This is a genomic window from Haemophilus haemolyticus M19501 (assembly GCF_000222025.1).
GTDB lineage: Bacteria > Pseudomonadota > Gammaproteobacteria > Enterobacterales > Pasteurellaceae > Haemophilus > Haemophilus haemolyticus_G.
In genome coordinates, this window is record NZ_AFQO01000002.1 from 1 (window position 1) to 19,888 (window position 19,888).

The window sequence follows — 19,888 nt, forward strand, 5'->3', positions numbered from 1 at the left end:
AATGATGGCCAGGCTGTCTCCACCCGAGACTCAGTGAAATTGAAATCGCCGTGAAGATGCGGTGTACCCGCGGCTAGACGGAAAGACCCCGTGAACCTTTACTATAGCTTGACACTGAACATTGAATTTTGATGTGTAGGATAGGTGGGAGACTTAGAAGTAGTCACGCCAGTGATTATGGAGTCGACCTTGAAATACCACCCTTTAACGTTTGATGTTCTAACGAAGATTACGAAACGTGGTCTCGGACAGTGTCTGGTGGGTAGTTTGACTGGGGCGGTCTCCTCCCAAAGCGTAACGGAGGAGCACGAAGGTTTGCTAATCACGGTCGGACATCGTGAGGTTAGTGCAATGGTATAAGCAAGCTTAACTGCGAGACAGACAAGTCGAGCAGGTACGAAAGTAGGTCATAGTGATCCGGTGGTTCTGAATGGAAGGGCCATCGCTCAACGGATAAAAGGTACTCCGGGGATAACAGGCTGATACCGCCCAAGAGTTCATATCGACGGCGGTGTTTGGCACCTCGATGTCGGCTCATCACATCCTGGGGCTGAAGTAGGTCCCAAGGGTATGGCTGTTCGCCATTTAAAGTGGTACGCGAGCTGGGTTTAGAACGTCGTGAGACAGTTCGGTCCCTATCTGCCGTGGGCGTTGGAGAATTGATTGGGGCTGCTCCTAGTACGAGAGGACCGGAGTGGACGCACCACTGGTGTTCCGGTTGTGTCGCCAGACGCATTGCCGGGTAGCTAAGTGCGGAAGAGATAAGTGCTGAAAGCATCTAAGCACGAAACTTGCCAAGAGATGAGTTCTCCCTGTCTTTAAGACAGTAAGGGTTGTTTAAGACGAAGACGTAGATAGGTCTGGTGTGTAAGTGATGTGAGTCATTGAGCTAACAGATACTAATTGCCCGAGAGGCTTAACTATACAACGCTCAAGTGTTTTTGGAAAACAGAGTGAGAGAAGAGAAATTAACTAAACTAACTATTCAGCTTGTTGCCGATAAGAACAAGAGAAACGAAAAACGAAAAAAAGTGAAGTAGTAAAAGATAAAAAACAAACAGAGCAAGTTATCAATGAATTATCCCGGCGGCGATAGTGCGGTGGAACCACCTGAGACCATACCGAACTCAGAAGTGAAACGCTGTAATGCCGATGGTAGTGTGGGGCTTCCCCATGTGAGAGTAGGGCACCGCCGGGTTACTAAATAAAAATCTAAATTACATAAAAACAGAAGAACCCCAGTTGAAGGACTGGGGTTTTTGTTTTTTTGGAAGTTTATACTTTAGCAAAATAAGTATAGATAAAGTTTGTATTTATTAGTGAGAAAATCCCCCACCAATGATACAATCCACCAAATTTTTTCAAAAGGATAACCTTAAATGGCTCGTAAGAAAAAAACGCGCAAAATTAGTGATATTATGCCAATCCGCAAAGCGGATAAAAAACCGGAAATGCCGAAATCGCGTTCGGGTAAAAAACTCACACGTTATGAATTAGATGCGAAAGCTCGTGAAGATAAGAAAAAACGTAAGCATAAAGGTTTAGCTTCAGGATCTCGTCATAGTGTGGTTGAAGAAAAAGCGAATAAACTTCAAAATGAAATTAAAGATCCAAAAATTGGTAGTAAGAAAAAGATACCGTTGGTTGTTGAATTTATTAATAAGCCTGAAAAAGGTCAATTAATTCCTGTAATAAAACAGGCGAAAAAACAAGATCCAATGAAAGAACTTGAAAATCTGGAAAATAATGAAATTCTTAATGAATTATTGGATGCTTTAGATACAGGTAAAGCTATTAGTAAAGCAGATCAACAATTTGTAGATGAATGCTTAGATAGAATTTCTGAATTAATGGAAGAACTTGGCATTAAAGACGAAGATGAAAGCGAAGATGATTTATACCGCACTTTCGAGCGTATCGATATTAATCAATTTAGGTAATCTATGATTTGGATATTTTTTGTCATTGCACTTTTCTTGGTAACTGGATTGACTCTATATGCAATCCGTTTATTAAAGCAGTTAAAAGTTCAAAAGGAATTGATTGCTAAAGCTAAGAATAATCGGGTTATACGATTAAAAGAGAGTATTGATATTATTGCTCGTGCAATGCAGTCTGGAGAATGTAATCTTTCTGAAGGCGTAATTCGTCTTACAATGCTATTAATGCCTTTTGGTAAGAATTTATCTACTTATCCTGCGATGGCCAACTTATATGAAGTTGTGCGTGATATGCCTACACATGATGATCGTAAATTGCTTGAAAAAAGAGAAAGAATGCGTCTGGATTTAGAGCGAGAAAGTGCAGAAGTACAGTTTGAAAAAGATATTAAACAAGAATTGTATATTTTATTAGAAGATATTAAATCTATTCGGATAATTTAAATATTGTAATTTAAAAAATGCGCTAACTTTTCTTAGCGCACTTTTTATGATTATTTTTAACGATTTTGTTCAAAAAATAACACGGTTGCGGCAACACGAGAATGTACATTTAATTTGCGTAATAAATTACGGATATGTACTTTTACGGTTTCTTCTGAAATAAACAGTTGTGCTGCAATTTGTTTGTTTGATAAGCCAGTTGCAATTTGACGAAGTACGCCCATTTCGCGATCTGTTAAGCTGTCTAACGGATTATCTTCGTGAGTACGTTCTAATAATAAATTTTTAATAGAATCACTCAGAATGACTTCGCCTTGTGCTATACGCTTGATTTGCTCTAGCAATGTATCTGGTTCCGTATCTTTTAACAAATAACCATCTGCACCAGCATCAATTAAAGTGTAAATATCATTTTTTGCATCAGACACTGTTAAAATTAAGATTCGTGCATCAATGCCTTCTGCGCGTAATCCTTTAAGTGTATCTAACCCAGAAAGTCCTTTCATGTTGAGATCTAAAATGATCACATCTGGTGATGTTTGTAATGCCACAGAAATCCCTTCTGTGCCGCTGCTTACGTCAGCCACCACTTCAAAGTTATCGTCTAATTCTACAAGTTGTTTAATGCCACGACGCATTAACGGATGGTCGTCAATCAATAAAACTTTTAGTTTATCTTGCATAATTTCTCCTTTAGTGGTTAGAAGTCCACTTTAAAAAGCATGACATTTTATAAAGAATTCAATTCTATGCCAATCTAGAATAGAAAAAAATTTGATTTATCTCACAAACTTACTATTTGAGGTAGGTTTATTGATGGATAAAAATAGAAAAAGTGCGGTAGAAAAATAGATAATTTTTTACCGCTCTTTTTTAAGATAAGAAATATTAAATGGTCGATTCTAATGCCCAAAGTTCCTGTAAGGTTTCTCGGCGACGAATTAGATAGGATTGATCGCCATCTACTAAAACTTCTGCAGTGCGGGGTCTTGAGTTATAGTTTGATGACATACTTGCTCCATAGGCACCAGCAGAACATTGAGCAATATAATCCCCTTCGGCAATTGAAAGCTCACGTTGTTTTCCTAAGAAATCTGATGTTTCACAAACAGGTCCTACAACATCATAAATGGCTTTTTCTCTTGCTAAAGTGCGGTCAATTTCTATGATGTTCATATAGGCTTCATACAATGCTGGGCGAATCATATCATTCATTCCTGTATCGGTAATGGCAAAATTACGGCTTTCATTGCTTTTTAAGTATTGTACTTTTGCTACTAGAATCCCTGCATTTGCAGAAATTGCTCTACCTGGTTCAAGAATAATTTCAAGTTCAGGATAATTTTTTAGTTTTTCTAATAACGCATTTGCGTAATCGCTTGGATGCGGTGGCGTTTCATCGGTATAAGTTACGCCTAAACCACCGCCCAGATCGAGATGTTTTAATTTAATGCCATCCTCTTTTAATTGTTCCATTAGGATAATTAAGCGATCTGTGGCATCTAAAAATGGTTGTAATTCAGTGAGCTGTGAGCCTATGTGGCAATCCATCCCTGTTATTTTTATGTTTGGCAGCGTTGAGGCTAATTTATACACTTCTCGGGCTTCATCTACACTTACGCCAAATTTATTTTCTTTTAATCCTGTTGAAATATAAGGGTGTGTATGTGCATCAACATCTGGATTTACACGTAAAGAAATAGGGGCAATTTTACCCATTTCTCCCGCGATTTGGTTAATGTGCTTGAGTTCAGAAACTGATTCCACATTAAAGCAACGGATTCCAACTTCTAATGCGCGCATAATTTCTTCTCGGGATTTAGCAACGCCAGAAAAGACCACTTTTGATGCATCGCCACCCGCTGCTAGTACACGCTCAAGTTCGCCTTGCGAGACAATATCGAAGCCTGAACCAAGTTTTGCCATAATATTTAACACGCCAATATTTGAGCAAGATTTCACGGCAAAACAAATTAAGTGAGAGTGCTTACCGAAAGCAGAGTCAAAAGCATGCCAATGGCGTTCAAGTGTTGCACGAGAATATACATAGAGGGGCGTACCGAATTGTTCAGCAAGTTGTTGAACTGGAATATCTTCGGCATAAAGTTTGTTGTGTTTATATTGGAAAAAATTCATGTTGTGTGCCTGTTTTAGTTATTTTTGGAATTATCATTGGATAATAGATTATTGAGTTTGTTGAGCTTGATCTTTTTCAGGAAAATATAAAGAACCTTTTACGCCACATCCTGTAGCGAATATGCAAACTGAACTAAGTACTAAAATTAATAGTAATTTTTTCATTTTTTCTTTCTCACTTATCGGTAAATCCGCCTTTCACAAGCTTGAGAAAGGCTTTATAATTTGTCGCATTCTATCAGATTTAAACAGGAAAATTTTATGAATATTGCAGAATTTCACCAAAATATAGAACAAATTTGGCAAAAAATTGAAGAAGAATTGGAAAATCAAGGCGCAGATGTAGATTGCGAAACGCAAGGTTCTGTATTTACAATCACTTTTGATAATCACACTAAAATAGTGATTAACAAACAAGAGCCACTGCTTGAGCTTTGGATTGCAAGTAAATTAGGCGGTTTCCATTTTGCGTTTAAAAATGGCGACTGGGTGTCTAATGATGGAAAACGTTTTTGGGATTGTTTCGTTGAGGCCTGTGCTGCACATGGCGAGAACGTGCAGTTCTAAAATGCAGGATTCTCCTTTACCATCAAAAACAATAGAAAAACCGACCGCACTTTCTGTTTTGAAATCGGTTTTTGGTTATCAATCTTTTCGTAAAGGGCAGGAAGAAGTCATCAATGCCGCTTTAAACGGACAAGATGCTTTGGTGGTAATGGCAACCGGGAATGGCAAATCGCTTTGTTACCAAATTCCCGCCCTTTGTTTTGAGGGTTTAACGTTAGTGATTTCTCCGCTGATTTCCTTGATGAAAGATCAAGTGGATCAGCTGCAAGCTAATGGCATTGAGGCAGATTTTCTTAATTCTAGTCAGACTTTAGAACAGCAGCAACAAGTACAAAATAAGCTTATTTCTGGACAACTTAAACTGCTTTATGTGTCGCCAGAAAAAGTGATGACGAACAGTTTCTTTCAACTTATTTCTTATAGTAAAGTCAGCTTTATTGCAATTGATGAAGCACACTGTATTTCTCAATGGGGGCATGATTTTCGTCCTGAATATACCCAGCTTGGTGGTTTAAAAGCGAGTTTCCCTGATGCTCCGATTATGGCACTTACTGCAACGGCAGATTACGCAACTCGACAAGATATTTTGAGTCATCTTAATCTGGAAAATCCGCATAAATATATTGGTAGTTTTGATCGACCAAACATTCGTTATACCTTGGAAGAAAAATATAAACCAATGGAGCAATTGACACGTTTTGTGTTGGCTCAAAAGGGCAAGAGTGGGATTATTTATTGCAACAGTCGAAACAAGGTTGAACGAATTGCGGAAAGTTTATGCAATAAAGGTGTCTCTGCCGCAGCTTATCACGCGGGAATGGAAACGGCACGGCGTGATCGTGTGCAACAGGATTTTCAGCGTGATAATGTGCAAGTAGTAGTCGCAACCATTGCTTTTGGAATGGGGATTAATAAATCCAATGTGCGATTTGTTGCTCATTTTGATTTGCCTCGTAGCATTGAATCTTATTATCAAGAAACAGGTCGGGCAGGACGTGATGATTTGCCTGCTGAGGCGGTTTTGTTTTATGAACCAGCGGATTACGCTTGGTTACAAAAAATTCTTTTAGAAAAACCAGAAACGCCACAGCGTCAGATTGAGCAGCATAAATTAGAAGCTATTGGCGAATTTGCAGAAAGCCAGACTTGTCGCCGTTTAGTTCTTCTCAATTATTTTGGCGAGCATCGACAAACAGTATGTAATAACTGTGATATATGCCTTGACCCTCCTAAAAAATATGATGGACTAGTCGATGCGCAAAAAGTAATGTCTGCTATTTATCGAGTGGGGCAATGTTTCGGTGCTCATTATGTGATAGCGGTGTTGCGTGGAATGCAAAATCAGAAAATTATTGAACGCCAACACGATAAACTTTCAGTGTATGGTATCGGAAAAGATAAAAGCAAAGAGCATTGGCAGTCTGTCATTCGTCAGCTTATTCATTTGGGTTTTGTGCAACAGGTCATCAGTGAACTAAATCCAACGTTGCAGCTTACCGAAAGTGCGAAAGTGATTTTGAAAGGCGAAGAAGAGTTAGAATTGGCAATGCCTCGTATTTCTTCAATCAGTAAAATTGTCCATAATCCACAACGTCAAGGTGTTGCAAATTATGATAAGGATTTATTTGCACGCCTGCGTTTCTTACGCAAACAAATTGCCGATAAAGAAAATATTCCGCCATACATTGTCTTTAATGATGCGACGTTGCAAGAAATGGCACAATATATGCCAACGAACAATATTGAAATGTTGCAAATTAATGGCGTGGGTTCAATTAAATTAGAACGCTTTGGGCAGCCTTTTATTAAACTTATTCAAGAACATAAGGCAATTTTGTCGAAGGGGTAGAATAATAGTGGCAAATTGTATTTGTTTATTTTATTAAGTTAAATTTATTTATCCGAGAAAAAGATAATAAACCAGATAACAACTTAAAATGACCACTTAAAAGCAAAAAGCGAGCAAACCTTTCTATCTCTATTTCAACAGATCCTCACTCTTTTTGTAAATCCACTTACTGTGTGGCTTGTCGATATATTGGAAGTATTCGTTGGTAAATGTGCCTTGAGCGCACGTGACTTTATCCCGACGAGTATTTATCATTTTAGGGTTAATTACTGTATTTAATGTTTCAGGGCCTGTCATTGCAAAAACGCCTCCGTCTATACGGCGGTTTTCGATATTCTCTACAATTAAATCTAGTGTGGCTTTCATAATTGGGTGTCCCGCTTCGCACGCAAGGAAGAAGTTGGTATATTTATCGTGGCGTTTGATCAGCACTTCTGAATCTTGCTCGGTAATAATTTGTGAGAGTGGGAAAACCAAATGTCCGTCGATGTCAATGTAAATTCCACCTTCACGCCAGAGAATAAATACACGCCAGAAATCCGCTTGCGCAGCACCGTCAGTAAGTTGGTTGTAAGCGTTAAAAACGTGTGGCTCTGCGTAGGCTTTAATGTATTCCTCACGCTCTTCTGTGCTGACATAGCGGTAATCGTAGCTCAAAGACATTAAGCGGTTAAACAAATAGTTGCAATACATTGGCAGAGTTACTTTATTTGAATAATTGGTTTGCCAAATGGTACGGTTGATTTTATCTTGGCGATTTGTACTTAACTTTGCAGAGCTGAATTCGGGGATAGTAAAACGTTTTTTGGGAAAAAGGGCGTGAAATGGATAACTCAGGATTTTTACAATGTTTCCCAGTAAACGGAAAAGACCGTTGCATAGGACAATAAAATTTTTATATTTGACTGACTGACTGACTGACTGACTGACTGACTGACTGACTGACACATTATTACCTCTGAATTTACTATCTAGTTAGAAGAAATAAAAAGTATTTCCTAAAGAAAATAGATATAATTTGTTCACACTTTCCAAATCGTATTAAATCATATCACTTTACCAAAATCTATATAGATCCTAACTTAAATTATTCAAGAACATAAGGCAATTTTGGCGAAGGGGTAAAATAATGACTAAGTGTTAAAAGTGCGGTTAAAAATGACCGCACTTTTTGTTATACTTGCGCCAATTTTTTCAGTTCTTAGAATCTAAGGTTAAACAATGCGTACAAGTCAATATTTATTCTCCACCCTTAAAGAAACGCCAAATGATGCTCAGGTCGTGAGCCACCAATTAATGTTGCGTGCAGGTATGATTCGCCCAATGGCATCAGGTTTATATAACTGGTTGCCGACGGGTATTCGCGTATTGAAAAAAGTGGAAAAGATTATTCGCGAAGAAATGAACAAAGGCGGGGCAATTGAAGTGTTAATGCCTGTGGTGCAACCTGCGGAATTATGGGAAGAGTCTGGTCGTTGGGATCAATATGGCCCAGAGCTTCTTCGTTTTGAAGATCGTGGAAACCGTAACTTTGTACTTGGGCCAACTCACGAAGAAGTGATTACAGATTTAATACGCCGTGAAGTTTCTTCATACAAACAACTTCCACTTAATTTATACCAAATTCAAACAAAATTCCGTGATGAAGTACGCCCTCGTTTTGGTGTAATGCGTTCGCGTGAATTTATTATGAAAGATGCGTACTCTTTCCATACTACCCAAGAAAGTTTGCAAGCAACCTATGATGTGATGTATCAAGTGTACAGTAACATTTTTAACCGTTTAGGCTTAGATTTCCGTGCGGTACAAGCGGATACTGGGTCTATTGGTGGTTCAGCTTCTCACGAATTCCAAGTGTTAGCTTCAAGCGGGGAAGATGATGTTGTGTTCTCAACAGAATCGGATTTTGCGGCAAATATCGAATTGGCAGAAGCAATTGCTGTAGGCGAACGCCAAGCACCAACGGCGGAAATGACATTGGTGGATACACCAAATGCGAAAACCATTGCGGAGTTAGTAGAACAATTCAATCTGCCGATTGAAAAAACCGTGAAAACCTTAATTGTGAAAGGTGCTGACGAAAATCAACCGCTTGTTGCCTTGATTATTCGCGGCGACCACGAATTAAACGAGATCAAAGCACAAAAACATCCGTTAGTGGCAGATCCCCTTGAGTTTGCGGACGAAACTGAAATTAAAGCAAAAATTGGTGCGAGCGTGGGATCATTAGGCGCGGTAAATCTTAATATTCCTGCAATTATTGACCGCACTGTGGCGTTAATGTCTGATTTTAGTTGTGGCGCGAATATCGATGGAAAACATTATTTCAATGTGAATTGGGAACGCGATGTAGCAATGCCAGAAGTATTTGATTTACGTAATGTAGTGGAAGGTGACCCAAGTCCGGATGGTAAAGGCACTCTTCAAATCAAACGTGGTATTGAAGTAGGACATATTTTCCAACTGGGTAAAAAATACTCTGAAGCAATGAAAGCGACCGTGCAAGGCGAAGATGGTAAACCTCTTGTGATGACAATGGGTTGCTACGGTATCGGCGTAACTCGCGTGGTGGCTTCAGCGATTGAACAGCATCATGACGATCGCGGTATTATTTGGCCTTCAGATGAAATTGCTCCATTCACTGTGGCGATTGTACCAATGAATATGTACAAATCTGAAACCGTGCAAAAATATGCTGAAGAACTTTACCGCACTTTACAATCACAAGGCATAGATGTGATTTTTGATGATCGTAAAGAACGCCCAGGCGTAATGTTTGCCGATATGGAACTTATCGGCGTACCGCATATGGTGGTAATTGGCGAGAAAAACCTAGACAATGGCGAAATTGAATATAAGAACCGTCGTTCTGGTGAAAAAGAAATGATTAGTAAAGATAAACTGCTCAGTGTTTTAAACGAAAAGTTAGGTAATCTCTAATAAGCATTTTATTTTGTATATTGTGATAAAAGAGCGGCTAAAAATAGCCGCTCTTTTTGTTGATCTAACATTTATATTGAACAATGTTTAATCCAAACTAAATGCTCGAATATAAGGTAGTTTTCCTTTTTCTAGCATTTCTTGAATACCGCTTTGATGGTCATTGCTGCCTAAACCTCTTAATTCTAAGGTTACGCCAATACTATTATCATAAACAATTTCATTGCTTGTTTGGTTTTGGTGGCTTGTGACATTGCGTTTTACACCAACACCTGTAGCCCAACAGCAACTGTTATATTGAACGCCTAGATATTGTTCTACAGGTTTGTTTAAAGCCAAATCTTGATAATAGCGTCCTACTACAGCCCAATTATTCGCAATTTCCCATCCTACAACCAATCCCACTTGTTGGATATCTTGTTGATAGGCATTAGCTGATTTACCCAAGTTTTGGTCAATATATTCTTGGTTCGCATATCGATAATTTAACTGAATTAAATTATTTTTTTCAGGATTATATTCCAATGATGTATTCGCTAATGATGTTGAATTGGTATGGGTATCAAATTGATAGCTGCCACGCCAATGCCATTTATTACTTATTTTCCAATTAGATTCTAATGCCCAAGCTGATGATGAAGTAGGGGTTTTATTTGCTGGATTTTCATCAATACGAGAATTACTTAAGTAATAAATTTGACCTGCAGATAAATTAAAGCGTTCTTCGCCACCAATATCATAAAAACGAGTTGTGCCACCCAAGGTAACTTGATTAGCCGATGAAATTCGGTCTAAACCACTATAACGGCGATCGCGGAATAGCGAATAGTAATCTTGCTGTACTAATGCTGAATCGTAACCAAATCCTAAATATTCATTATTAAGTGTTGAACCAATATTGCTTTGATTTCGGTAAGGACGATATAAATACTGTACGTGCGGTTCAAAGGTTTGTGTATAGTCTTTTAAGAATGTTGTATCGCGTGCTAATACGCTTTGTAAATCAACTTTAAATTGTGGAATAACTCGATTTACCGTTTTTTGCACGTCTTCTGCATTTTTTCCTGAACCTTTTTTCTGCTCGTAGCGAGTAGCATAAAGTTTAGTTTCAATATTCAAACTGCCGTATTTATTTGACATTAAAGAATTTAGGCTAGGCTCTACATGGAAACGCCATGCAGTTGGCATTAATTCACTGTCATTATCAAAACGAACAGCTTGTGAATGTAATTTGAAATTTAACCATCCATTAGCCAAATCATGTTTGTAATAATTGAAATCTAATTGTGGCATTGCACGATAAGGGCCGATGTTTACAATATCATCAAAAATTTGGAACTGACGTGCAGAAAGAGAAAAATTATAATTTGGTTGATAATAAGCTACGCGAGCATATTGGTTTGCGTAGCCGTCAGTACTTCGACCATAAACGGACTCAAAATCGCTGAAATAACGTTTATCGCTTACTCGGGTATAGTCAATATTTAAGCGCCAATTTTGTAAAAAGCTAGAATTGTGATTCCAATAGAACAAATGGCGTTTTCGATTATCACTAGAATATTCAGAGTAACGATCCTTACCTAGATATTCTCCTGCTACTTTACCTTCGCCAATAGGGGTTAAATAGCGAAATTCCCCATTTGCTTGCCAACCACGGCGAGACATATATTTCGGGGTAAAAGTAAGATCGTAATTAGGTGCGATATTCCAATAAATGGGTTGTGCATACCAAAGACCATCTCGGCTAGATGTTCCCACACTTGGAATCAATAAGCCAGAACGACGACGATCTCCAATGGGTAATTGTAAGTAAGGGGTATAAAAGACAGGAACACCATGTACTTTAAAGCGAGCATGCCACATTTCTGCATATTCTTCTTTCACGTATTGACGGATTTCTGATGCATCCACAGCCCAAGCATTGTCACCTTGCAAACATGAAGTAAAGGTGGCGTTTTTCATTACGCGATAATTATTACTTAATGTTATATCATCGGCCTTACCGCGACCTTGACGACCGACAAACTCATATTCTGAATTTGTTAAATTACCATCGTGACTATCTAAATTAAACTCTGCATCTTTACCCAACATATTGATCTGATTATCTTTATAATCAAACCCATTGCGGACATAAGCCATGCGTAAAGGCGTTGGCTGGTTTCCTGATTGTTTGACCTGCACAGATTGTGCTAACAAATGACGATTACCTTGTTTCAAATCCACATTACCTTGATAGGTCGCATCATTTGGCTGATTAATTTCTGCATTATCCGCTTCAATATATACAGGCAGAGAATTCACATCACCCGTCACGACTTCACCACTAAATTTTGGCACGCCCATTAAACATTGTTCATGCAAATCCGCCAAACTTTGTTGGCTATAAAGTGCGGTCAAAATAGCAAGTGAAATTAAAGTGTGTTTTTTATTCATCGTCTTGTTTTAATTTGTCAGAAAATTGGTCAGATTATACTGGAAAAAGCTCAAGGCTAGTAATATTTTTCAATAAACTGTTGATGGGATGTATCTAGAGTTTTCTATAATTTTGATCTGCACCCCAAAAGTTGGACTAAACAACCAACTGATTAAGGTGTAGATTTTTTATGACTAAATTCAACCAATCTTTCAAACAACGAGTGATCAATTTTTATCTTCAACATGGTAAAAATCGTTCTCTCACCAGACAGCATTTCCAACTTGCAGAACAAACATTAAATCGTTGTATTAAACAATTCAATCACAATGGAAACAATGGGTTAGAAGTCAGAGGCAAGAAACAAACGTATTCTCCTGAATTTAAACTCTCAGTTGTTCAAGCGGTTAAACAAGGAAAATGTTCTGCAGAATCTGCTTGTCTGCATTTCGGTATTGCCAATTTATGGATAATCAGTCAATGGTTGCAAGCCTTTGAAAGACAAGGTATAAACGGTTTAATGCCAAAACCTAAAGGTCGTCCTAGTATAAAACCACAATATCCCAAAATGCCACCTAAACCCAAAACTGAAGATTAAGGGAAAGGGGAAAAATAAGAGAAAAAAATACCGCACTTACCAAGGTGAAAGAGGTCGTATTGCTGATAGTTTATTAGCTCGTAACTTTACCGCAAGCCGACCAAACGAAAAGAGGGTAACAGACCTCACTGAGTTGAAATGTGCAGAAGGTAAGCTGTATTTGTCGCCTATTAAAGACTTATTTAACCATGAAATCATTGCCTATGATTTATCAAGAAGCCCGAATTTTGAGCAAATCACTCGAATGATGGCGCAAGCGGTAACAAGGCTTAATGGGGAAACGCCCATTTTACATTCAGACCAAGGATGGCAATATCAAATGAGAGGGTATCAAGCAATCCTCTTAAAATACGGTATTCAACAAAGTATGCCGAGAAAAGGAAATTGTTTAGATAATGCGGCGATGGAGAGTTTCTTTGGGCGATTAAAAACGGAATGCTTTTATGGTCGGGAATTTAACAGTAGAGAGGAAATAGTTGATGCCGTCAGGGATTATTTGGATTACTATAACCACCGACGAATTCAACTAAAATTAAAAGGACTGAGTCCGATACAATATCGAAAACAATCCTTTAAATGATAGTCTAACTTTTTGGCGTCAGATCAAAATTCACCGCACTTTTGTTGTTATTCTAATTAACTAAAAATTAATTTTTAGCTGCTGCTGCCGCTTTTACAATTACTGCAAATGCTGGGGCCTTTAATGATGCGCCACCCACTAATGCACCGTCGATGTCTGGCTGAGTAAATAATTCAGCGGCATTTGCATCATTTACAGAACCGCCGTATTGGATAATTACTTGGTCTGCCACGGCTTGAGATTTCGCAGCGATGTGACCGCGGATAAATGCATGAACTGCTTGTGCTTGTGCAGGAGTCGCAGATTTACCAGTACCGATCGCCCAGATTGGTTCGTATGCGATCACTGCACCATTGAATGCTTCTACGCCTAATGCGTTGATCACCGCATCAATTTGACGTGCACACACTTCTTCAGTTTTGCCAGCTTCATTTTCAGCTTCAGTTTCACCAATACATAATACTGGCACTAAGCCTGCTTCTTTAAGTGCAGCGAATTTTTTCGCCACAAATTCGTCGCTTTCCTTATGATAAGTGCGGCGTTCAGAGTGGCCAATAATGATATATTTTGCACCGAAATCTTTTAACATTTCGCTAGAAATATCACCAGTAAATGCACCTTTCACATTGATATCTACGTTTTGTGCACCTAATTGAACCACACTTTTACCGCCACAGCTGCAACCACAACCAGAAAGTGCTGTTTCAGCCGTACCTAAATACATAACGGGGGGAGCAATTGCTACATCACAACCTGTTACATCATGTAATTCTGCTTTTAATCCCTCGATTAATTCTTTGGTGAACGCTTTGGAACCGTTTAATTTCCAGTTACCCATAACTAAAGGACGACGTGCCATTTTTGTTTCTCCATAGTTGATAAAATTAACTCGCTTACTATACCAAAATTTCGCCACGATTCTTTGCAGAAGATCATAAAATTAAAAAAATTCTCATAGAAAGATGATTATCTTGTGCTAAAAAGCTACAATTACCTGTATGGAACCAATAAAAAATAACCAATTATGAAACTTTTCAAAGCTGAACAATGGAATATTGACGTGCTTCTTCCTCTTTTTGAAGCCTATCGCCAAGCCTATGGACAAGCAGAGAATCCAGAACGCACCTTGGCTTTTTTAACTAATCGCATGCGTTTTAATGAAAGCCTGTTTTTTATTGCGGTGGACGAAAATGAAAAGGCTATCGGCTTTGTGCAGCTTTTCCCTCGCCTTTCTTCTTTACAATTACAACGCTATTGGCAAATCACCGATATTTTTGTGTTAGAACATGCTCAACAAACGGAGATTTATGCGGCGTTGATTTCTAAAGCAAAAGACTTTGTGCATTTCACGCAATCCAATCGTTTAGTAGCAGAATTAGCGCAAAATCAATATTCAATGTTGGAATCGGAAGGGTTTAAATTGAACCCGAAAGAACGTTTATTTGAATTGAGTTTGTCATGCTAACAGCGTTAAATCGTTATTGGGATTATTTGCGGATTGAACGCCAAATGAGCCCTCACACAATCACTAATTATCAACATCAGCTTGATGCCTCCATCAAAATCTTAGCGCAACAAGATATTCACGCTTGGACACAAGTGACACCCAGCGTGGTGCGCTTTATTTTAGCGGAAAGCAAAAAACAAGGCTTAAAAGAAAAAAGCTTGGCTTTACGTTTATCCGCATTGCGGCGATTTCTCAGTTTTTTGGTGCAACAAGGCGAATTAAAAGTAAATCCCGCCACAGGCATTTCCGCACCTAAACAAGGCAAGCATTTACCGAAAAATATGGATGGCGAGCAAGTTCAACAGTTGCTTGCCAACGATAGCAAAGAGCCGATTGATATTCGTGATCGTGCGATTTTGGAATTAATGTATAGTTCGGGTTTACGTTTATCGGAATTACAAGGCTTAGATTTAAACAGCATTAATACCCGAGTGCGGGAAGTGCGTGTTATCGGGAAAGGTAACAAAGAGCGTGTAGTGCCGTTTGGGCGTTATGCTTCGCATGCCATTCAAGAATGGTTAAAAGTGCGGGCATTATTTAACCCAAAAGATGAGGCATTATTTGTTAGCCAGCTTGGAAATCGTATTTCTCATCGCGCCATTCAAAAACGTTTGGAAACTTGGGGTATTCGCCAAGGCTTAAATAGCCATCTTAATCCACATAAATTGCGTCATTCCTTTGCGACGCATATGTTGGAAGCCAGTTCTGATTTACGCGCTGTGCAAGAATTGCTTGGGCATAGCAACCTTTCCACCACACAAATTTATACTCACTTAAATTTTCAACATCTGGCGGAAGTGTACGATCAGGCTCATCCAAGAGCGAAACGTAAAAAGTAAAAATGCGGTGAAATTTCACCGCACTTTTGTAAGATGTTACCCCACCATTTTCTTTAACTGATACAAATACGCCAAGGCTTGTTTAGGGCTTAAATCATCGGGATCCAGTTTTTCGATTGCCTCTCTTAGTGCATCCGTTTCTTGTTCAAACAATAATTCACCTTGAGTGTGATTGGCTTCACGCAATGCTTGAATTTGCTGATCAGCTGAATGGTCTGATGTTTTTTCTAATTGTGTCAATTTCTGTTTTGCTAGTTTAATAACGGATTGTGGCACACCAGCCAAAGCTGCCACCGCCAAACCATAACTTTTACTTGCAGCACCATCTTGTACGGCGTGCATAAAGGCAATGGTGTTGTTATGCTCAAGAGCATCTAAATGAATATTGGCGATGCCTTCTAGCTGTTCCGGCAACACGGTTAATTCAAAATAATGGGTGGCAAATAATGTAAGCGAGCGGATTTTTTTGGCTAACCATTCTGCACAAGCCCAAGCTAAGGATAAGCCATCATAAGTGGATGTGCCGCGACCGATTTCATCAATAAGCACGAGACTTTGCGCAGTGGCTTGGTGAAGAATATTTGCCATTTCAGTCATTTCCACCATAAAGGTTGAACGCCCTGAGGCTAAATCATCAGACGCACCAATTCGAGTAAAAATACGATCAATCGGTCCAATTCGCGCGCTGTCTGCCGGCACAAAGCTGCCGATATACGCCAGCAATGTAATTAATGCGGTTTGGCGCATATAAGTACTTTTACCGCCCATATTTGGCCCGGTGATAACTAATAAATGACGATTATGATTGAGTTCCACTGGGTTGGCGATAAAAGGATCTTTCAACACTTGTTCCACAACAGGATGACGACCATTTTCAATTTTCACACTTACTTCATCACAGAATGTTGGCATCACGTAATTGAGGGTATCAGCGCGCTCGGCGAGATTGACCAATCCATCTAATTCAGAAAGTGCGAGGCTCGCCAGTTGCAATGAACCTAAGTGCGGTAATAATAAATCAAACAATTCATCGTAAAGTTGCTTTTCTAATGCTAACGCTGCGCCTTTTGATTTTAGTACTTTGTCTTCATATTCTTTGAGTTCAGGAATAATGTAACGCTCTGCATTTTTCAGGGTTTGGCGACGAACATAATGAATAGGCGCTTTATGCGCTTGCCCTTGGCTAATTTGAATGTAATAACCATGCACTGCATTAAAACCGATTTTTAAGGTGTCAATGCCCGTGCTTTCGCGCTCACGTTTTTCTAAGTTTTCCAAATATTGGGTTGCACCATCAGACAGCATACGCCATTCGTCCAACTCGGCGTGGTAACCTTCAGCAATCACGCCACCATCCCGAATTAAAAGCGGAGGTGTTTCAATCAATGCACGTTGCAATAAATCGCATTGCTCGCTGAAATCGGCAATTTGGCTGAAAAGAGCGGTTAAAAATGGCGGTGTTTTTTGTTGAACAATTGTGCGTAATTCTGGAATTTGTTCTAACGCCGTGCGCAAGCGAGTGAGATCGCGTGGACGCGCTGAACGTAGCGCCACACGCGCTAAAATACGCTCCATATCGCCGACTAATTGCAAATAAGGCTGAAGTTCATCAACCAAATCAAAATTCAGAATTTCCGCAATCGCTTGTTGGCGTTGTTTTAATTTTTCCACATCACGAATAGGCTGATGAATCCAACGTTTCAATAAGCGGCTACCCATTGGCGTGACGCATTTATCCAAGACAAACGATAGTGTATTTTCTGTGCCACCCGCAAGGTTTTGCGTCAATTCAAGATTTCTGCGAGTGGCGGCATCTAACTGAATGCAGTCTTGATTTTGAATCAAGCTAATGCTTTGAATATGGGGTAATGCAGTACGTTGGGTTTCTTTTGCATATTGCAATAAACAACCTGCTGCACTTAAGCCGAGCGGAGATTTTTCCACACCAAAGGCACGTAAATCTTTTGTGCCAAATTGATGATTTAATAACGTAATGGCTGTGCTAAGTTCAAATTCCCAAATCGGGCGACGGCGTAATCCCTTGCAATGTTCAATCGCAGCCATTTCGTTAAATTCTTCACAATACAGCAATTCCACAGGGGCAATACGTTGCAATTCCGCACGTAATGTTTCTTTATCCGCAGGTTCACAAAGCTGAAAACGGCCAGAGGTCATATCCAACGTTGCTAAGCCAAATTTTTCTTTTTCTTGATATACCGCAGCAATCAGATTGTCTTGGCGCTCTGGCAAAAGTGCTTCATCACTTACCGTACCGGGTGTAACTATTCGCACAATTTGGCGCTCCACTGGCCCTTTACTTGTGGCTGGATCACCAATTTGTTCGCAAATCGCCACAGATTCACCCAACTGAACCAATTTTGCTAAATAACCTTCCACCGCATGATAAGGCACCCCAGCCATTGGAATTGGTTGCCCTGCAGATTGACCTCGTTTCGTCAAAGAAATATCCAACAATGCCGCCGCTTTTTTCGCATCGTCATAAAACAACTCGTAAAAATCCCCCATGCGATAAAACAACAAAATATCTGGATTCTCTGCTTTGAGTTTTAGATATTGTTGCATCATTGGAGTATGTTGTTGGAAATTTTCTTCGGAAATCATCTAATTACCTGCTTTTGAAACTGAATAAAGATAGGTTTTGTTGCGGTTATTTTAGGTGCCGAAAGGGGAAAAAGCTAGATAAAAAAGAGCGGTGAAAATTTGTTGAGATTTTTCACCGCTCTTTGTTAGAAGAAGATTAACGTCTTGGGAGGTAACGTACTGGATCCACTGATTTACCTTTATAGCGAATTTCAAAGTGGAGTTTTACGGTATTTGTACCAGAGCTACCCATTTTTGCGATTTCTTGACCAGCTTTGACTTCTTGTTGATCGGTTACAAGAATTTTGTCGTTATGCGCATAAGCACTTAAGAAATCATCATTATGTTTGATGATGATTAAATTACCGTAACCACGTAAAGCATTGCCAGCATACACTACGCGACCTGATGCAGCTGCTTTTACCGCTTGTCCACGAGAGCCACTAATATCAATCCCTTTATTTCCACCATCAGTATTGGAGAAACCTTGAATGATATTACCTGAAGTCGGCCATTGCCATGCAATATTCGATGCGATTGGCGCAACAACATTGGCATTAATCGGTGTGCTATTGGTGTTCTCTACTGGTGTAGTTGGTACTGATGGTGTTGTCGCTGGGGTAACAGGAGTTGTCGCAACTGGTACCATTGCTGGTGCGCTATTTGCTACACCTGCGCCAGATTTAATTGGTCCAATGATTGTGCCATCAGATCCCATTTGCGTACCATTTGCACCTGGCGTATAGGTGACTGCTGGTTCTGCAGGTGCAGCCACAGTAGTTGTTGTCGTTGCTACCGCAGGTTGTTTTACTGGAACCGTTGTTGTCACTGTTTTTGTGCCACAATTAGAGATTTTTAAAGTTTGACCTAGGCTCAAGCTATAAGGCTCGGTCATGTTATTCAATGCGGCTAACTCTTTTACATCAATCCCCGCCAAGTAAGCGATTAAGAACATCGTATCGCCTTTGTTCACTTTATAGGTATTGCCTTTGTAAGATCCTTTTTCAATTTGGCTATAATCTGGTGCATTAGTATTTGGATTGCGTGGAACATTAATATGTTGCGAACCTACACAATCAGAAACAGTTTTAGTGATGGTTTTTGTTTGTACAGCTGGCGCAGGAGTAGCTGATTTTTGAGTAGGCTGAAATGCTGGCTGCGCAGGTTTGAATGCCGGTTGAGCAGGCGCTGCTGGCATGGCAGGCTGTTGATAGGTTGGTTGGAAATTTGGCTGTGGCGTTTGCACGCCTGTTGGTACACCGCCCATCGCTGGTACCGTGTTTTTTTGAATTTCAGGCTGCCAAGAACCGCCCGTGCTCTCGCCATTTACAGGTTGCATAATACCAGGTGAAAGGGTGTTATCTGCATTGGTAATTGGCGCAGGAGAATTAGAGGTACAAGCTGATAATACAACAATACTTAAAGGGAGTAAGAGAAACGATTTTTTCATAGTAATTCCTTATTGTTCCGT

At 39.5% G+C, this 19,888-nt stretch carries 15 protein-coding genes, 2 rRNA genes and 1 pseudogene; 10 read left to right on the top strand and 8 right to left on the bottom strand.

Annotated elements, in window-relative coordinates:
* From GG9_RS0108390 to GG9_RS08215, 4 genes are all read left to right on the top strand, one after another.
* Nucleotides 1-924: ribosomal RNA gene (locus tag GG9_RS0108390) — 23S ribosomal RNA — on the top strand; the annotation flags it as partial.
* Between the two features lie 158 nt (nt 925-1,082).
* Nucleotides 1,083-1,198: ribosomal RNA gene (gene rrf, locus GG9_RS0108395) — 5S ribosomal RNA — on the top strand.
* A gap of 181 nt (nt 1,199-1,379) precedes the next feature.
* The gene (yihI, locus tag GG9_RS08220) at nt 1,380-1,940 is read left to right on the top strand and encodes a Der GTPase-activating protein YihI (protein WP_005629864.1); all 561 of its coding nucleotides are present in this window, start codon (nt 1,380-1,382) and stop codon (nt 1,938-1,940) included.
* A gap of 3 nt (nt 1,941-1,943) precedes the next feature.
* Nucleotides 1,944-2,384, top strand: coding sequence for a DUF2489 domain-containing protein (locus tag GG9_RS08215; protein ID WP_005629867.1), 441 nt, complete (start codon nt 1,944-1,946; stop codon nt 2,382-2,384).
* A 56-nt stretch (nt 2,385-2,440) separates the two neighbouring features.
* On the opposite strand, the gene GG9_RS08210 is transcribed toward GG9_RS08215, so the two are convergent.
* From GG9_RS08210 to lptM, 3 genes are all read right to left on the bottom strand, one after another.
* Nucleotides 2,441-3,067: a response regulator gene (locus GG9_RS08210; protein ID WP_005629869.1), complete on the bottom strand. Its 627-nt coding sequence runs from the start codon at nt 3,065-3,067 to the stop codon at nt 2,441-2,443.
* Nucleotides 3,068-3,272: 205 nt separating this feature from the next.
* Nucleotides 3,273-4,520: a diaminopimelate decarboxylase gene (gene lysA / locus GG9_RS08205; RefSeq protein WP_005629871.1), complete on the bottom strand. Its 1,248-nt coding sequence runs from the start codon at nt 4,518-4,520 to the stop codon at nt 3,273-3,275.
* Nucleotides 4,521-4,568: 48 nt separating this feature from the next.
* Nucleotides 4,569-4,685, bottom strand: a complete 117-nt coding sequence (gene lptM / locus GG9_RS09675; protein WP_005629873.1) for an LPS translocon maturation chaperone LptM — start codon at nt 4,683-4,685, stop codon at nt 4,569-4,571.
* Nucleotides 4,686-4,781: 96 nt separating this feature from the next.
* Here lptM and cyaY point away from each other — a divergent pair, with 96 nt between their 5' ends.
* Together cyaY and recQ are read left to right on the top strand one after the other, a co-directional pair.
* Nucleotides 4,782-5,087: an iron donor protein CyaY gene (gene cyaY, locus GG9_RS08200; RefSeq protein ID WP_005629875.1), complete on the top strand. Its 306-nt coding sequence runs from the start codon at nt 4,782-4,784 to the stop codon at nt 5,085-5,087.
* Between the two features lies 1 nt (nt 5,088).
* Nucleotides 5,089-6,936 carry a DNA helicase RecQ gene (gene recQ, locus GG9_RS08195; protein WP_005629877.1) on the top strand — a complete coding sequence of 616 codons (1,848 nt, stop codon included), beginning with the start codon at nt 5,089-5,091 and terminating at the stop codon, nt 6,934-6,936.
* Nucleotides 6,937-7,065: 129 nt separating this feature from the next.
* Here recQ and GG9_RS08190 read toward each other — a convergent pair whose 3' ends face one another.
* The gene (locus GG9_RS08190) at nt 7,066-7,884 is read right to left on the bottom strand and encodes a glycosyltransferase family 32 protein (protein WP_005629879.1); all 819 of its coding nucleotides are present in this window, start codon (nt 7,882-7,884) and stop codon (nt 7,066-7,068) included.
* A 273-nt stretch (nt 7,885-8,157) separates the two neighbouring features.
* Here GG9_RS08190 and proS point away from each other — a divergent pair, with 273 nt between their 5' ends.
* Complete coding sequence (proS, locus tag GG9_RS08185) at nt 8,158-9,876, top strand: proline--tRNA ligase (protein WP_005629880.1); 1,719 nt, start codon at nt 8,158-8,160, stop codon at nt 9,874-9,876.
* A gap of 87 nt (nt 9,877-9,963) precedes the next feature.
* Here proS and lptD read toward each other — a convergent pair whose 3' ends face one another.
* Complete coding sequence (gene lptD / locus GG9_RS08180) at nt 9,964-12,312, bottom strand: LPS assembly protein LptD (protein ID WP_005629882.1); 2,349 nt, start codon at nt 12,310-12,312, stop codon at nt 9,964-9,966.
* Nucleotides 12,313-12,482: 170 nt separating this feature from the next.
* Between lptD and GG9_RS09210 the strand changes: the two are divergent.
* Nucleotides 12,483-13,470 (top strand): annotated as a pseudogene (locus tag GG9_RS09210) (IS3 family transposase).
* Between the two features lie 67 nt (nt 13,471-13,537).
* On the opposite strand, the gene tpiA reads toward GG9_RS09210, so the two are convergent.
* On the bottom strand, nt 13,538-14,329 hold the full coding sequence (gene tpiA / locus GG9_RS08170) for a triose-phosphate isomerase (protein ID WP_005629888.1): 792 nt from the start codon (nt 14,327-14,329) through the stop codon (nt 13,538-13,540).
* 165 nt (nt 14,330-14,494) lie between these two features.
* Between tpiA and GG9_RS08165 the strand changes: the two genes are divergently transcribed.
* Nucleotides 14,495-14,935, top strand: coding sequence for a GNAT family N-acetyltransferase (locus tag GG9_RS08165; protein ID WP_005629890.1), 441 nt, complete (start codon nt 14,495-14,497; stop codon nt 14,933-14,935).
* Nucleotides 14,929-15,816: a tyrosine recombinase XerC gene (gene xerC, locus GG9_RS08160; RefSeq protein WP_005629892.1), complete on the top strand. Its 888-nt coding sequence runs from the start codon at nt 14,929-14,931 to the stop codon at nt 15,814-15,816. The genes GG9_RS08165 and xerC overlap by 7 nt, the downstream gene beginning before the upstream one ends.
* 36 nt (nt 15,817-15,852) lie before the next feature.
* Here the strand turns inward: xerC and mutS are convergent, their stop codons facing one another.
* Nucleotides 15,853-18,438, bottom strand: coding sequence for a DNA mismatch repair protein MutS (gene mutS / locus GG9_RS08155; protein WP_005629893.1), 2,586 nt, complete (start codon nt 18,436-18,438; stop codon nt 15,853-15,855).
* 136 nt (nt 18,439-18,574) lie between these two features.
* Nucleotides 18,575-19,867, bottom strand: coding sequence for a murein hydrolase activator NlpD (gene nlpD, locus GG9_RS08150; protein ID WP_005629896.1), 1,293 nt, complete (start codon nt 19,865-19,867; stop codon nt 18,575-18,577).
* Nucleotides 19,868-19,888 lie beyond the last annotated feature (21 nt).